Origin of the sequence: Gluconobacter sp. P1C6_b (assembly GCF_018811945.1) — a bacterium.
GTDB lineage: Bacteria > Pseudomonadota > Alphaproteobacteria > Acetobacterales > Acetobacteraceae > Gluconobacter.
Genome location: NZ_JACRVU010000013.1, coordinates 17,755 through 32,335, shown reverse-complemented (window position 1 = coordinate 32,335; position 14,581 = coordinate 17,755). Strand labels below are relative to the sequence as shown.

General features: G+C 61.5%; 18 protein-coding genes and 1 tRNA gene. 9 read left to right on the top strand and 10 right to left on the bottom strand.

The features are described 5' to 3' along the window. The first annotated feature begins 175 nt into the window (after positions 1-175). Positions 176-252, top strand: a tRNA-Asp gene (locus tag KP701_RS10305). Between the two features lie 73 nt (positions 253-325). Continuing rightward, positions 326-676 carry a DUF3147 family protein gene (locus tag KP701_RS10300; protein ID WP_215747130.1) on the top strand — a complete coding sequence of 117 codons (351 nt, stop codon included), beginning with the start codon at positions 326-328 and terminating at the stop codon, positions 674-676. Between the two features lie 6 nt (positions 677-682). Here KP701_RS10300 and KP701_RS10295 read toward each other — a convergent pair whose 3' ends face one another. Beyond that, on the bottom strand, positions 683-1,453 hold the full coding sequence (locus KP701_RS10295; protein WP_041111890.1) for an ABC transporter ATP-binding protein: 771 nt from the start codon (positions 1,451-1,453) through the stop codon (positions 683-685). A gap of 4 nt (positions 1,454-1,457) precedes the next feature. After that, the gene (locus tag KP701_RS10290) at positions 1,458-2,297 is read right to left on the bottom strand and encodes an ABC transporter permease (protein WP_215747129.1); all 840 of its coding nucleotides are present in this window, start codon (positions 2,295-2,297) and stop codon (positions 1,458-1,460) included. Between the two features lie 135 nt (positions 2,298-2,432). Between KP701_RS10290 and queE the strand changes: the two genes are divergently transcribed. Genes queE through KP701_RS10275 form a run of 3 tightly spaced genes read left to right on the top strand, consistent with a single transcriptional unit; the run spans position 2,433 to position 4,326 of the window. Then, a complete protein-coding gene (gene queE / locus KP701_RS10285; protein WP_215747128.1) occupies positions 2,433-3,074 on the top strand; it encodes a 7-carboxy-7-deazaguanine synthase in 642 nt (213 codons plus the stop codon). A gap of 2 nt (positions 3,075-3,076) precedes the next feature. Then, the gene (gene queC, locus KP701_RS10280; RefSeq protein WP_215747127.1) at positions 3,077-3,802 is read left to right on the top strand and encodes a 7-cyano-7-deazaguanine synthase QueC; all 726 of its coding nucleotides are present in this window, start codon (positions 3,077-3,079) and stop codon (positions 3,800-3,802) included. After that, positions 3,799-4,326 (top strand): 6-carboxytetrahydropterin synthase, encoded by a 528-nt coding sequence (locus KP701_RS10275; protein ID WP_215747126.1) that lies wholly within the window; start codon positions 3,799-3,801, stop codon positions 4,324-4,326. The genes queC and KP701_RS10275 overlap by 4 nt, the downstream gene beginning before the upstream one ends. 22 nt (positions 4,327-4,348) lie before the next feature. Here the strand turns inward: KP701_RS10275 and KP701_RS10270 are convergent, their stop codons facing one another. Together KP701_RS10270 and KP701_RS10265 are read right to left on the bottom strand one after the other, a co-directional pair. Beyond that, entirely contained in the window at positions 4,349-5,248 is a 900-nt protein-coding gene (locus tag KP701_RS10270; RefSeq protein ID WP_215747125.1) for a fructose bisphosphate aldolase, read from the bottom strand. A 186-nt stretch (positions 5,249-5,434) separates the two neighbouring features. Continuing rightward, positions 5,435-6,046 (bottom strand): CatB-related O-acetyltransferase, encoded by a 612-nt coding sequence (locus KP701_RS10265; protein WP_215747124.1) that lies wholly within the window; start codon positions 6,044-6,046, stop codon positions 5,435-5,437. Positions 6,047-6,171: 125 nt separating this feature from the next. On the opposite strand from KP701_RS10265, the gene KP701_RS10260 reads away from it, so the two are divergent. Then, positions 6,172-7,014: an SDR family oxidoreductase gene (locus KP701_RS10260; RefSeq protein WP_215747123.1), complete on the top strand. Its 843-nt coding sequence runs from the start codon at positions 6,172-6,174 to the stop codon at positions 7,012-7,014. 16 nt (positions 7,015-7,030) lie between these two features. On the opposite strand, the gene folE is transcribed toward KP701_RS10260, so the two are convergent. The 3 genes from folE to folP are packed head-to-tail and all read right to left on the bottom strand — an operon-like array spanning position 7,031 to position 9,395. After that, positions 7,031-7,705 (bottom strand): GTP cyclohydrolase I FolE, encoded by a 675-nt coding sequence (gene folE, locus KP701_RS10255; RefSeq protein ID WP_215747122.1) that lies wholly within the window; start codon positions 7,703-7,705, stop codon positions 7,031-7,033. Continuing rightward, positions 7,702-8,601, bottom strand: coding sequence for a 2-amino-4-hydroxy-6-hydroxymethyldihydropteridine diphosphokinase (gene folK, locus KP701_RS10250; RefSeq protein WP_215747121.1), 900 nt, complete (start codon positions 8,599-8,601; stop codon positions 7,702-7,704). The genes folE and folK overlap by 4 nt, the downstream gene beginning before the upstream one ends. Then, positions 8,598-9,395 (bottom strand): dihydropteroate synthase, encoded by a 798-nt coding sequence (gene folP / locus KP701_RS10245; RefSeq protein ID WP_252345545.1) that lies wholly within the window; start codon positions 9,393-9,395, stop codon positions 8,598-8,600. Before folP ends, folK begins: the two co-directional genes overlap by 4 nt. 129 nt (positions 9,396-9,524) lie before the next feature. Between folP and KP701_RS10240 the strand changes: the two genes are divergently transcribed. Next, positions 9,525-9,881: a hypothetical protein gene (locus tag KP701_RS10240; protein ID WP_252345544.1), complete on the top strand. Its 357-nt coding sequence runs from the start codon at positions 9,525-9,527 to the stop codon at positions 9,879-9,881. 36 nt (positions 9,882-9,917) lie between these two features. Here the strand turns inward: KP701_RS10240 and KP701_RS10235 are convergent, their stop codons facing one another. Then, entirely contained in the window at positions 9,918-10,676 is a 759-nt protein-coding gene (locus KP701_RS10235; protein ID WP_252345543.1) for a DsbA family protein, read from the bottom strand. A 232-nt stretch (positions 10,677-10,908) separates the two neighbouring features. Here KP701_RS10235 and KP701_RS10230 point away from each other — a divergent pair, with 232 nt between their 5' ends. Next, on the top strand, positions 10,909-12,327 hold the full coding sequence (locus KP701_RS10230; RefSeq protein ID WP_215747117.1) for a gamma-glutamyltransferase: 1,419 nt from the start codon (positions 10,909-10,911) through the stop codon (positions 12,325-12,327). Positions 12,328-12,380: 53 nt separating this feature from the next. Here the strand turns inward: KP701_RS10230 and fliP are convergent, their stop codons facing one another. After that, entirely contained in the window at positions 12,381-13,148 is a 768-nt protein-coding gene (fliP, locus tag KP701_RS10225; RefSeq protein ID WP_215747116.1) for a flagellar type III secretion system pore protein FliP, read from the bottom strand. Then, entirely contained in the window at positions 13,145-13,450 is a 306-nt protein-coding gene (locus KP701_RS10220) for a flagellar biosynthetic protein FliO (RefSeq protein ID WP_215747115.1), read from the bottom strand. Before KP701_RS10220 ends, fliP begins: the two co-directional genes overlap by 4 nt. Before the next feature lie 258 nt (positions 13,451-13,708). On the opposite strand from KP701_RS10220, the gene KP701_RS10215 reads away from it, so the two are divergent. Continuing rightward, entirely contained in the window at positions 13,709-14,542 is an 834-nt protein-coding gene (locus tag KP701_RS10215) for a GIY-YIG nuclease family protein (RefSeq protein ID WP_371818949.1), read from the top strand. Positions 14,543-14,581 lie beyond the last annotated feature (39 nt).

Below are 14,581 nucleotides of genomic sequence, written 5' to 3'. Positions count from 1 at the left end.
ACAAAGGACACCTCCCATCCAGACCGGGCAAGGCAGTTTTTTTGACCGGGTGAGCTTTTTTTTCAGAAAACCCTATTGCCACCCCCCGGGCAGGCTGATAAATCACCGCCACCGACCGAGAGGAAGCCAAACAGCTTCCCGAACGGAAGGTCCCAAGATGCTGAAAAGCAGCTTTGCGGGTGTAGCTCAGTTGGTTAGAGCGCCGGCCTGTCACGCCGGAGGTCGCGGGTTCGAGCCCCGTCACTCGCGCCACTCCTCCCCTGGAGTTGGCCACACTCTCAAAAAAATAAATTCCGAAAACGGTTACTTACCCCTAGGTAAGGATATGGTTTTCTTCGTTCTGAAATGTCTGATCTCTGGTGTTCTGATCGCTGCGGCTTCAGGCGTCGCGCGACGTTATCCGGGCGCGGGTGCCCTGATTGCATCCCTGCCGCTGGTATCGGTTCTGGGCATGATCTGGCTCTGGGTGGAAAAGCCTGATCGCCTCCTCATGAGCTACCATGCGGAAGCGACATTCTGGTACGTGCTTCCGTCCCTGCCGATGTTTCTGCTCATCCCACGGCTGCTGCGGGCAGGACTGCCGTTCTGGATCGCGCTGATGGCAGGGTGTGCCCTTACGATCGTCCTGTATCTCGGGACGACCTGGGCGCTCGCACGGTTTGGTTCAGGGAGTTGAGGACGCTCAGCCCGTGTGTTCCAGATAGACGTCCAGAACCTCGTCCGGTGAGGCGTCCATCCGGACATGTCCATTCTCCAGCCACAGGACACGTGTGCACCACTGACGCATGATTTCGGGCTGATGGGTCGAGAGCACCAGGATCTCCGCCTTCTGGACGAGTTCCTCAAGCCGGGTGCGGGCCTTGTTCATGAAAATGCCGTCGCCCGCCAGAAACCATTCATCCATCAGCAGGATCTCCGGGGCAGATGCCGTCGCCAGACCGAACGCCAGGCGGACACTCATTCCCGCACTGTAGGCCTTCACCGGCATATCCATATACGGCCCGAGTTCCGCGAAGTCCTGTACGTCCTGTTCGATCCGGTCGATCTGCTGGCGTGACAGCCCTTCATACCGGCCTTTGAGACGGATGTTCTCACGCCCGGTCAGATCAGGATTCATGCCCAGACTGCTATCCAGCAGGGTGCGCATCGTCCCCTCAAGCCGGACCCGCCCGGCGACAGGCTCATAGATGCCGGCAAGTGCCCGCAGGAGCGTAGTCTTGCCAGCGCCGTTACTGCCAATCAGCCCCAGCCGCTCGCCGGAGCGCAGCGTGAAACTGATTTCCCGCAGCACGCTGACAATCGTGCGTTCCCGCTGGTCATGCATCAGATGCGCCGACGGCGAGGACGGCGCAAAGCGGGTCAGGGTCTTGCCAACCTGCCGTTTCAGGGAACGGCTCTGACCATGATACAGCGGAAAATCGATACAGAGACGGTCAACAACGATACCGGGCATCAGATCAGATCCAGTAGGGAATGCGCGACCGCATCCGGCAGAACAGGATAGCCGCCAGAAGCCACAGGAGCATGCTGTGTCCGATCGCCGCTCCCCAGACGACAGCATCGACCGTCCGCCCCAGAAGAGGCGCGCGCACGATTTCAAGAAGAGAATAGAACGGATCAAACAGCAGATACTGACGTCCGGTCGTGATCAGCTCGGGCTTCCAGATGACTGGCGTCACAAAGAAGAAGATCTGCATCAGGGACGCCACGATCGGTGCGATATCGCGAAAACGCGCGCCCAGCATCCCGATCAGCAGGATGACGCAGAAGCTGTCCACGATCCAGACCGGAAGGCTGAGCAGCAGACTCCAGATCTGGTGCGGCCAGATCCGGAAGACCGCAAACACAACCGCGACCACCACCATATTATGAAGCAGAATCAGCAGGTTCCGGACGATCACCTGCATGACGGGCAGGCTGGCCGGAATCCGCATCGAATGGAACAGGGGGGTGTTCTGCGTGAAGACCGTTCCTGCATCATTGACGACCGTCCCGATATACCCCCACAGCACGATAGAAAGTGACAGGAAGGGCAGATAGGTTCTCAGGTCCATGTGGAAGAGGTAGCCGTACACCACACCCGTTGCGCCGATCATCACGGCGGTGGAGAGTGTCAGCCACAGCGGCCCCAGAATGGAGCCGCGATACCGCATCTTGATGTCCAGCCAGCCGAGTGCCGCGGCGAGCGGAAACAGCCGCAGACCTGCCCTCAGATCGGCGGCGGCAGAGCGGAGAAGCCCCCACCCACGCTGGGGTTCAAGAACCAGAACAGGAGAACGGGCATTCATGTCTTCCATGCGCTCTCCCTACCATGAAAGCGTGTCCTGCCCATCCCCCCCTGACGGCCGAAACCACCCTCTGCAACCATCGCATCAGGCTGGCGTGATGATTTCCCTTGCATCCTGCGCCAACCTCGCCGACATGCTGCGGTCATGTCATATGCTGTGAAGGAAATGTTCGTGACCCTCCAGGGCGAGGGTGCACAGACAGGCCGCGCGTCGGTGTTCTGCCGGTTCGCCGGCTGTAACCTGTGGTCGGGCCGCGAGCAGGATCGCGCCACGGCTGCCTGCACGTTCTGTGATACCGATTTCATCGGCACGGACGGTGAAGGCGGTGGCCGTTTCGAGACGGCTGAAGCGCTGGCGTCCACCATCGAGGCCTGCTGGACCGATACGGCCGATGACAGCGGCCGACGCTATGTCGTCTTCACGGGGGGCGAACCCCTGCTCCAGCTCGACGACGCCCTGATCGCCGCTGTAAAGGCCCATGGCTTTGAAATCGCCGTGGAAACCAATGGCACCATCACGGCATCCGCAGGAATCGACTGGATCTGCGTCAGCCCCAAGCCGGGCGGCGCACTGGTGCAGACCGAAGGCGCGGAACTCAAGCTGGTCTATCCCCAGCCCGAACTGTCGCCCGAACTGTTCGAACAGCTTTCCTTCCGTCATTTCTGGCTCCAGCCGATGGACGGTCCCGACCGCATCGCCAACACACAGGCCGCCGTCGCCTACTGCCTGCACCATCCCCGCTGGCGCCTGTCACTCCAGACCCACAAACTGATCGGAATCCCCTGACCATGACCATCAGCAGCAACACTGCTCTTGTCCTGTTCTCCGGCGGTCAGGATTCCGCAACCTGCCTCGCCTGGGCCCTTTCCCGCTTCGACCGTGTCGAAACCGTCGGCTATGCTTATGGACAGCGCCACGCCATCGAACTCGAATGCCGCGAGACCCTGCGCAACGAGATGGCCGCGTTCTCTCCGGACTGGAAAACGCGCCTTGGCGAAGATCATACGATCGACCTCGCCTCCCTCGGCGCCCTGTCCGAAACGGCCCTGACCCGCGAAGCCGAGATCGGCCTGAGCGAGAACGGCCTGCCCAATACTTTCGTGCCGGGCCGCAACCTCATCTTCCTGACCTTCGCAGCGGCCCTCGCCGTCCGCCGCAATGCACGGCACATTGTCACGGGCGTCTGCGAAACCGATTATTCCGGCTATCCTGATTGCCGCGACGACACGATCAAGGCGCTTCAGGTTGCCCTGAACCTCGGTATGGACCAGCGCTTCGTCCTGCACACGCCCCTGATGTGGATCGACAAGGCCCAGACATGGGATCTGACCGAAGAACTCGGCGGCCAGAAGCTCGTGAACCTCATCAATCGTGACAGCCATTCGTGCTACATGGGCGATCGGACCCATCAGCATGAGTGGGGCTATGGCTGCGGCACCTGCCCGGCCTGCAACCTGCGTGCCGAGGGCTGGCGCCGTTACCGGCAGAGCCACCCTGAGGGAGGTGCCGCATGACTGCTGAACTCGTCTTTACCCGCCGCTTCTGCATGGGGCACCGGCTCATCACCGGGGCCAGCGAACGCTGCGCCATCCCGCATGGGCATAACGAATATGTTCGCGTAACGCTGCGTCCGGCAAAACAGACCCGGCTGGACGGCCATGCGAACATGATCCTGCCCTTCGCCGAGGCCAAGACGCGCTGGCACCATTTTGTGGATAACAGCCTCGACCACGCGCTCCAGCTTTCGGAAACCGATCCGCTGCTTGCATGGTTCCGCGCGAACGAGCCCGAGCGCGCCCAGCGCATCGTCGTTACCCCCGGCGATCCGACGACCGAGCTTATGGCTGCCCTCATGCTCGCCAAACTGACCGCCATCCTCGCAGATCAGGGCGATATTCTGCGTGTCCATGAGATCGAACTGGAAGAAACGCCCACCAATACCGTCCGTCTTGGCGGCAACCCACAGCATTACCTGCCCGCCGTTTCACGGCCACCGGAACAGTGCTGGTGGAACAGACCGGACGCCAGTATCGCCTGACATCCGGCCCGGAACCCGGGTCTCAGACCTTGTGGACCGAAGCGTCGTAGATCTCGTCGATCGTCTTGCCCAGCGTCGCATCGAACTGCGCATCATCCATCTGATGCCGCAGATCCCCGATCAGAGCCCGGGAGAAACTCGCGATCATCCGATGGTTATGACGCAGCTTCTCGCAGGCCTGATCCAGCGGATAGCCCCCTGAGAGGGCAACAACACGAACCATGCGCGGATCACGCGTGATATCGTCATACAGATCAGGCACTTCCGGGATCGTCACCTTCAGCATGATCCGCGCGTCTTCGGGAAGCTTCTGAAGCTCCTCCAGAACATAATCATGCAAAAGCTGCTCGCAGGCCTTCTTGTCCGGACTCTTGATCAGCACTTCCGGCTCCAGGATGGGGACCAGCCCGTGCCGGCGAACCTGCTCCGCCACTGCGAACTGCTGCTGCACGATAGCGCGAATCCCGCTCTCGGACGGCAGGCGGATCGTGGAGCGCTCCTTCGTTCCGTAAACACCCAGCTTTACTGCCCGCTCCAGCAGATCATCCAGCCCCGGCATCGGCTTCATGAGCTGGACGCCGTCCGCTTCCGCTTCCAACCCCTTGTCGATCTTCACGAACGGAACGACACCCCGTTCGCGCCAGAGATAGGCCGGGACCGGTTCACCTTTCACGTCTCCATCCATGGTTCGTTCGAACAGGATGGCCCCGATCACCTTGTCTCCTGTGAAAGACGGCGCCGTGATGATCCGCACCCGCATCTCGTGCATGCGCGCAAACATCTCGCTCTCACCCGAGTAATCGCTTTCAGGGATGCCATACTGTTTCAGCGCACCAGGAGTGGATCCGCCGCTCTGATCCAGAGCCGCGATAAATCCGCCTTTTTCGGCCATCTGAGACATCATCGTTTCCGCGGTACTCATCAAGATCCCCTTCGATACAGGGAAAACCGTCACCACTCCCGAAGGACCCCACGGATCACCCCCTGTCGCGGCACGTTTCCCGACACAGCCCAATCGCACGGACACCCGGGGAGTTCCGGCACGACGGTTTCAAGAAACCGTACTGCAAGCCTGCCATCTCATGAAGGCGAAACGCCACTCACCAAATCAGGATGAACCGTCCCCCGACCCGTCCGGAGCATTTTCATAAAGGTCCAGGAACGCTTCAATATCGGCGCTCATCAGACGACCGGAGCGTTCTTCCACCAACATTTCCGGCCATTTCCACCATGCCAGCGCCAACAGCCGCGCAATGACCGTTTCGGAAAAACGGTAGCGGATCACTTTTGCCGGATTGCCCCCGACAATCGCATACGGCGGCACCGATTTCGTCACGAGAGCCTGTGCGGCAATGACAGCCCCATCACCTATCGTCACCCCGGACATGATCGTGGCATGCGCCCCGATCCAGACGTCATTGCCAATGATGACGTCCCCTTTTGAGGAGTGATCGTTCTCTCCCTCTGCAGCAGAGGGCCAGAAATGCGACAGGGTTCTGAAAGGATAGGTGCTGACCAGATCGGCGCGGTGATTGCCCAGGATGATCGTGACACCAGGCCCGATCGAGCAGTAATCGCCGATGCTCAGCCCCGCTTCCTCGACTTCCAGAACAGTGGGCGCACCATAAGTATGCGGGCCGATGTCCCAGCCCCATTCGTCGATCTGAGCCGCCAGCGCATAACGCGTCAGAGCCTGGAAAACGTTGTTTCCAAAGGACACGGGCATCACTCCTACATTCTGACGCCGGACATGCGGCTCTGCGTGCCGGGGAGAAAGAAACGGAACAACGGAACTGAGCGGCGCGTTGGGATAAGGGTAACCTCCTCAGCCCGGAAAAGAACAGCATGAAAACCATCCTCATCACAGGTGCAGGCACCGGATTCGGACACGAAGTCGCCCTGCGACTGGCTGCAAAAGGATTTGACGTCATCGCAGGCGTGGAAATCGCAGCACAGGTCCATGCCGTCACCGAGGACGCGAAAAAACGCGGCGTCTCCCTGCGCGTCGAGAAGCTCGACGTCACCTGTGAAGGCGACCGACAGAAAGCCGCAGACTGGGATGTGGACATCCTGCTCAACAATGCCGGCATTTCCGAAGGCGGCTCCGTCGCCGATATTCCAGCCGAAAACCTTCGCCGTCAGTACGAAGTCAACATCATCGGCCCCGTCATGCTCACACAGCTCGTACTGCGGAAAATGGTCGCGAAGAAGAAAGGCCGGGTCGTGTTCATGTCTTCCGTCGCCGGTCTGACCACGGACCCGTTCGCCGGAGCATATTCATCGTCCAAACACGCCCTGGAAGCCATCGCCTCCGCGCTGAGCCAGGAAGTGAAAGAATTCGGAATCGAGGTGGCCACCGTCAATCCGGGGCCGTTCCTCACCGGCTTCAACGACCGCATGTTCGAAACCTGGAAGAGCTGGCAGGACGATCCCTCCCGGCGCCTGTTCGATTACAGCAAGATCGCCTTTCCGCACGAGCAGTACGATCCGGAACCTGTTTTCGAGACGACCATCAGTGTGCTGACCGGAGCCATCGACACCTACCGGAACGTGGAGCCGAAAGAGATCATCCCCCAGCAGCGTGAACAGCTGGACGCCATCTGGGGCCAGAAGGTGACGGACGGTCTCGGCAAACGTCCCGAACTCGTCCAGAAGGCCTACGACCTCAAGCCTGCCACTCCGGTCTGAAACCGGAAGAGCTGTCTCAGCCCCGCAGAAGCGACATGATTTCCATTCTGGCTGCGCTATCCCGCAGCCAGGTGCCACGCGCAATGGACGTCACGGTCGTGGAGCCGGGCGAGCGCACGCCGCGCATGCTCATGCACATGTGCTCCGCTTCGATCACGACCAGCACGGCTTCAGGTGCCAGAACATCTTCCATACCCTGCGCGATCTGATCCGTCAGACGCTCCTGAAGCTGAGGACGGCGGGCAAACCCCTCGACCAGCCGCGCAATCTTGCTCAGCCCCGTCAGGCGGCCGCCCGCCGGCAGATAGGCGACATGCGCCTTGCCATAAACCGGCAGCAGATGATGTTCGCACATGGAATGGAAGCGGATATCCTTGACGATCACCGCACCATGATGCCGGTCCGCTGAGAACTGCGTCTTCAGATGATCGCGCGGATCCTGATGCAGGCCGCTGAACACTTCCAGATACATCTTCGCCACGCGCTGCGGCGTATCGAGCAGGCCTTCGCGATCCGGGTTTTCGCCCAGAGCCTCAAGGATATCCCGCACCGCACCCGCAATCCGCACTTCCGCACCCGCAGGCAGCGGCAGCGCTCCCATAGGGCGCAATTCTTCGGAAGAAAGGCTGTCCTGACTGTCCGACTGACGTGCCGAGGCGGCGGTCATGATCGTGGCGTTCAGGTTGGTCATGCGGGTTCAGGCTCCTTGATGCCCCAACGGCCAGTGCCGTCAGGGGCGCGCCGGGTCACATCCCCCGGGCTCCGCGGCAGGACTGCTAGCGCGTCCCGCACGCGGCGTCCACCAATGACGTGATCTGGATCAATTTCTACAAGAGGCTCGAGCACAAAAGCCCGCTCGAACAGACAGGCATGCGGCAGGGTCAGGGTCCGGTCCCGGACGTCCCGCTCCCCATAATAAAGAATATCGATATCGACAGCCCGCGCGCCCCAGCGCACACCCGGCACACGCCCCAGATCGGCCTCGATCGCCTTGCAGCCCCGCAGAAGCGCGTGAGGCTCCAGTGTCGTCCGCCCGGTGGCGCAGATATTCACAAATGCCGGCTGCTCCACCCCGCCCCAGGGCGCGCTGTCATACAAAGACGAGACTTCCACAATCTCAAGCCCGTCCACGAGCGACAGCCGATCCACCGCCGCCGCCAGAACAGCCTCGCGCTCGCCCAGATTGCTTCCGAGCGAGAACGCAACCTCGGACACCCGGGCCTGCTCAACGGCCACCGCCGTCCCCGATACCGCATAGGGTACTGGCGCGGAGGGCTTGCGGACCTCGACCCTCACCCATTCCACACGTTCCAGCCGCGCCAGCACGGCTTCAGCAATGCGCCCCGCCACTGTTTCGATAAGCTGAAGGGGCGGCCCCGTCACGACGGCCGAAGCAATATCGCACAACGTTCCGTAACAGACGGCCTGCTCGTAATCATCGCCCGCGATCGCGCCTGACAGATCGGCCCGGATCTCGATATCGACCACAAAGCGCTGCCCGATCCGCGTCTCTTCCGGCAGCACACCGTGATAGCCAAACAGACACAGATCCCGCACAAAAACGGAAGTCAGGGCAGGAACGATCATCGGACATCCTTCAGAATCTGGCGCATTTTCAACGCATCCACATGTTCGCGCACATCATGCACCCGCAGGATCGTGGCTCCCTGATCCGCCCCGTACAGATGGGTCGCCAGCGTCCCAGCCAGCCGTTCAGATGCCGCGCGTCCCAGAAAATGCCCGAACATCGACTTGCGCGACACCCCCAGCAGAACCGGCAGCCCATATTCGGATTTCAGGTCCCCAAGACGGGCTACGGCCTCGACATTCTGCGCCTGCGTCTTGCCAAACCCGACACCGGGATCAAGCACGATCCGCTCCCGTGCCATTCCGGCCCGTTCTGCCAGTGCCAGCGAGCGATCAAAAAACCGCCGCCAGTCCGCTCGCAGGTCAAGCGCCGCATCCACCTCATGCCGGTTATGCATCAGCACGGCCACGGCATCCGAATCCGCCACCACAGATGCCATTTCCGGATCAGCCTGTAGCCCCCACACATCATTGATAACCGCAGCACCAGCCTCCAGCACCCGTTTCGCGACGAACGCCTTGGTCGTATCTACCGAAACGACGGCCCCTTCCGCCACCAGCGTTCCCACAACAGGCGAAAGCCGCGCCCATTCCTCTTCTGCCGGGACAGGCTCAAATCCCGGTCGCGTGGATTCAGCCCCAACGTCCAGCAGATCCGCCCCGTCCGCCAGCAACGCCCGTCCATGGGCCAGAGCCGCTTCAGGGCGCAGAAAACGGCCACCATCGGAAAAGGAATCCGGCGTGACGTTCACGATCCCCATCACGGCCACCGGCCCGTTTCCAACCAGCTTCATCCGATTTTCCTTCATCCACGCCGTTATCATACAGGGATCCTCAACAGTGCTTTCGGGAACTGCGGCAGCATGATCGTGTTTTCAGCTTTGCCCCAACCCAATCGCGCCCCCAGAAAGAAGGTACGCTTCATGTCCATCATCGATGACACTCCCTTCGAAGGCGAAGACCGCAAATACCAGGTCGCGACCGAACAGGCCGAGGCTGCTCTCCGCGCCCGTCAGATCGGGGACAACGCCCTGGCCGAACGCCTTCTGGACGCTGCCGAACGCACGGACCCCGAAGCGCTTGCCAGTGTACTGCAGCGCGACATTGACAGTCCCGACAGCCGCTCTCCGAACCACAGAACGCCTCCTGCCGCCTCCGATGCCGAAGTCGCAGCGATCACCCGCACGGTTCAGCCCGGTTCGGATGCTCCGTCCCGCGCTGGTATCCTTGACGGCAACGGAGAGGCGGATGGCTCAGGCGCAGACAGCGAAAAACGCTGACACCTTTAAAGTGCCCTGATTAAAGTGTCCGAAGGCTCACGCCTTTCGGGCACGCTCCAGAAACGCATCCATCTGGTCCGCTTCGAGCGCGCCGGGTGCCACGGCCGCCGTACCGAAAATGAACGTCGGCGTTCCATCCAGACCAACGGCGCGCCCCTGATCCAGATTGGTGTTGATGAGCGCCACAGTCTGGGGGGAGCTCATGTCGGCCGTCAGCTTCTTCGTGTCGATGCCATTGGCCTGGGCCAGTTCGACGATCCGCTCCATGCTCGGCTTGGTGGTGTCTGCCATCAGCGCCCGGCGCATAGCCTCATACTTGCCCTGTGCGCTGGCGGCGAAAATCGCCCGCGTGTCGAGAACGCTATTGTTGCCCAGGACCGGCACGACCTTTTCCACCAGCCGGACATCCGGATGGCGGCTGAGGAAACTGTCTACCTCGCCCATCATGGACCGGCAGTACGAACAGCGCGGATCATAGAACTCCACTACCGTGATCCTACCATGCGGATTGCCCCGGATGGCGAAATCAGGCGCGCTCTGAAGCTCGGACTGATGCGCCTTCACGGCAGCAAGCGTCGAATCCTGCTTCTGCTCCTCGGCCTTTTCACGGATCGCGCGGATGGCGTCCGTCAGGATGCTCGGATCGTTCTGCAGCGCATCACGCATGATGCCGACAATCTCGGCCCGCTGGGCAGGTGTGAAGGATGTCGCCGGAGCTGCCAGAGCCTGACCGCCCACAAGAAAGGCCATTCCGGCAACAACGGCAGACGCTGTGGCAAGCAGAGAGTATCTCAACGGAAAGCTCCGGATCAGCTGAAGGAAAGACAGGACATCAGGTCCATACGGCATAAAGAAGGTCTGTGGCAAAGAGAAGACACCAACTCGCCTCTCCCACAAACAACAGATTCCCGTTATGAGGGAACAACAACCGGACCAGGACCCACGGCGCAGACCCGTCTGCCCGCGCCCGCCATCCGCGAAGGCCACGAGGCCGGACAGTCGTGACCAGACATTGGAGAAACGCCAGGTGGCGCATCGACAGCACCAGATTTCCACCCCGGACGCCACACAGGCCCGTCGCGTCTCTTCCCGGCTGCCCGCCTCACTGATGGCGTCGGTCGCCTCAGGCCTTCTGCTGGGCGCCTGCTCGTGGATCCCGGGCTCCCATCTCGTTGGCATCAGCGAAACATCCGCTCCCGCAGGCGGCAGCATCGGCACGGTCGTCGCTGACGAACCGCAGGCTGCCCTGGTCGGCCATGATGTTCTGGCGCGTGGCGGCAACGCGGCCGATGCCGCCACCGCGACGGCTCTGGCGCTCGGCGTTACCCTGCCGTCCCGTGCGTCTTTCGGCGGCGGTGGCGCCTGCCTCGTCAGCCGGCCCGGCGAAGTGGCACAGTCCATCGCGTTCCAGCCCCGCGCTGGCACCAGCAAGGGCGCCGATCGCCCGGCTGCCACACCGGCCGACTTCCGTGGCCTGTATCTGATGCAGCTCCATTACGGCACGGTCGATTTCAATGATCTGATCGCTCCGGCCCTCAATCTCGCCAGCACGGGCATCACTGTCAGCCGCACGCTGGCAGCCGATCTGGCCGCCGTGCGCCCGGCCCTTCTGGCCGATGACGGCGCCCGCGCCATCTTCGGTCGCGGCGATGCCTCTACTCTCGTGGCCGGTGACAGCCTGGCGCAACCACGCCTCGCAGGCTTCCTGGAGCGCATCCGCGTTGCTGGCGTCGGCGACCTCTATAACGGGGCTCTGGCTGACGTTTATGTGACCGCGGCCCAGAAAGCTGGGGGTGGCCTGAATGATGATGACATGCGCCAGACCCTTCCCCTCCAGACAGAAGCCCTGATAACCCGCCAGGGCGGTGTGGATGCCTCGTTCCTGGCCCCGCCAGCAGATGGTGGGCTTGGAGCCGCCGTCCGCTATACGACCGGTGCCTCCGCACAGGGTACCGTCGCTGCGTGGCGGGCCTCGGGCAACACATCGCTCGCCGCCGCCCAGGCGGCCCTCAACAGCGGCCGCTCCGGTGGCGGCTCTCTCCCGGCCCTTCCGGCCTCCACGTCCTTTGTCGTGACCGACCATTCCGGCATGGCCGTAGCCTGCGTCCTGAGTGACAACAACCTGTTCGGAACCGGCCGCATCGCGGGCAGCACCGGCGTCGTCCTCGGCGCATCCCCCGCCCACACGCCCCAGCCGCTGCTCTCTGCCGCTGTCCTGCGTGACCAGCGCAACCTGCGCGCCGTCATCGCGGCCTCCGGCCAGAACGAGGCCGCCGATGCCGTCGGAGACGCTGCCCGCGCCGCCGCACATGAAACCCCGATCCCGCATGAAGGTGCAGGCCGCATCAACGCCATCCTTTGCCACGGCAACGATTCATGCCGCGGCTCCACGGACCCCCGTGCCGCTGGCCTCGCCGCGGGCACGACGAACGACAGCAGGAACTGACGAAAAAGCCCCGTCGGTCTACTGACCAGCGGGGCTTTTCCGAACCCGGGCTCCTACCCGGTGAAACTTCGTACCAGGCTTCCCGCCACCAATGACCAGCCGTCCACCACAACGAAAAAGATCAGCTTGAACGGCAGGGATACGGTACTGGGAGGCAGCATCATCATGCCAAGGCTCATCAACACGCTGGACACCACCAGATCGATGACCAGAAACGGCAGATAGAGCAGAAAGCCCATCTCAAAACCGCGACGCAGTTCCCCGATCATGAAGGCCGGAACCAGCACACGCCACGGCGTATCCCCGATCTTCGCGGGTGGCTTCTCATGCGCGATGTTCAGGAACGTCGCCACATCCGCAGGACGCGCCGTCACCGCCATAAAATCATGGAACGGCTGGGCCGCGGCCGTCAGACCTTCCATTTCACCGACACGCCCGGCCATCAGCGGTTCGATTCCCGCATCCCAGGACTTCTGAAGCGTCGGCTGCATCACGAACAGTGTCAGAAAGAGCGCCAGCCCGATCAGAACCGTATTGGGGGGCGTCCCCTGTGCACCCAGCGCACTGCGCAGCAGGGACAGGACGATCACGATCCGCGTAAACGCCGTGATCATCACCAGCAGGCTCGGCGCCAGCGACAAAACGGTAATCAGCGCCGTCAGCTGCACCAGCCGGCTGGTTGTGCCTGCGCCACCAGAAGCGCCATTCTGCCCCAGATCGATACTCACTGCCTGCGCATGCGCCAGATGTGGCCAAGCCAGACAGGCCAGCAATACGAACACCGGAACCACTCCCCAAAGCACGGACAGACCCTTCTTCATGCCAGATCCTCCGCGCCAGAAGCGTCGAGCGCCGAAGCAAACGTCTCCCGCTCTGTCCAGTCCATCAGGATGTCCTGATTTCCACCCGTCAGAATCAGAACCTCCCGTGCGCCGTAACGTACGACCGAAAGGCGCCGCGTCCGGTCCAGCGCCATCTGCCCCACCAGCGAAAGTCCCGCCTGTTCCTCCCGCGCACCGCTCTTTTTCTGTTCCAGAAAACGCAGCAGGGGTCGGGCACAGAAAATCAGCACGATAATAAAAATCAGGGCGGCAATCGCGTTCACACACTCATGCAGGGTCATAGGTCAGTCATCCTCATTCCCCGGCATGATGCCCAAGACCGGTTAACGACCGCTTAATTGCCCGTCAGTTTTGCCGAAGATGCTGCCCCTAAAGCAGAAACCCCCTGTCCTGAGCGCCTTGCCCCTGCCACAAATATTTTTCTGAATGTTTCTGCGCAGGACCAGACACCGTGAACGCCCACCCCTCAGACGATCCAGATTTTCCTTCCCTCCGGCGATCCACAGGGAATCCGGATCGCCTCCATCACCACCCGGATCGTGCAGGTTGTAGAAATCCCCCGCCTGCGGCTGGAGGATTTTCTGGAGCGACGCGAAGCCAACTCGGTCGGCATCTACATCCTGTTCGGTGAAAACGACGAAACGGAACGGCCGCGCGCCTATGTCGGGCAGACCGGAAATTTCGGAAATCGCCTGAAGCAGCATAACGAAAAGAAGGGCCTCTGGTGGAACCGGGCCGTCGTCGCCTTCTCGCTCACCCAAAGCCTGACCGTCACACACGCGCACTATCTGGAATGGCTGGCTATCAGTCGCGCCGCACAGGCCCAGCGTTTCGAAATGGACAACGGCACAGGTGGAACAAGACCCCATACTCTTCCCGCGCTGGAGGCAGAATGCCGCGAAGTCTTCGAAACGATCGACATCCTGCTGACGACCTTGGGATATCCGATTTTCGAACCCCTCATCCGCAACCGGAATTCTGTCGCGGTCACTCAGACGACTGAACCTGTTCTGGATTCACAGAAACAGTCCCTCCCAACCGAATTTTATTGTCACGCATCCGGCGTGGACGGACGCGCCCAGTATACGCAAGAAGGACTGGTGGTACTGGCAGGCTCTTATGGCCGCGCTGAAGTTTCTAGCAGTTTTAATTATGCTCAGAAGCGACAGGCCATGCTGGAGCAAGGTCTGCTACGCATTGAAGGCGATCGCATTTATTTCACCCGCGACGTACTGTTCAAAGCCCCAAGTCCTGCAGCCACCGCCCTGCTGGGACATTCAGTCAACGGCTGGACGAAATGGAAAGACAGTACCGGGAGGACCTTAGAAGAGGCTATGGATCGCTCTACGCCCGGTAACGACTACGAAGCCTGACGAAATCCCCTCACACCCTTCTCTCGCAGCAGAATCGAC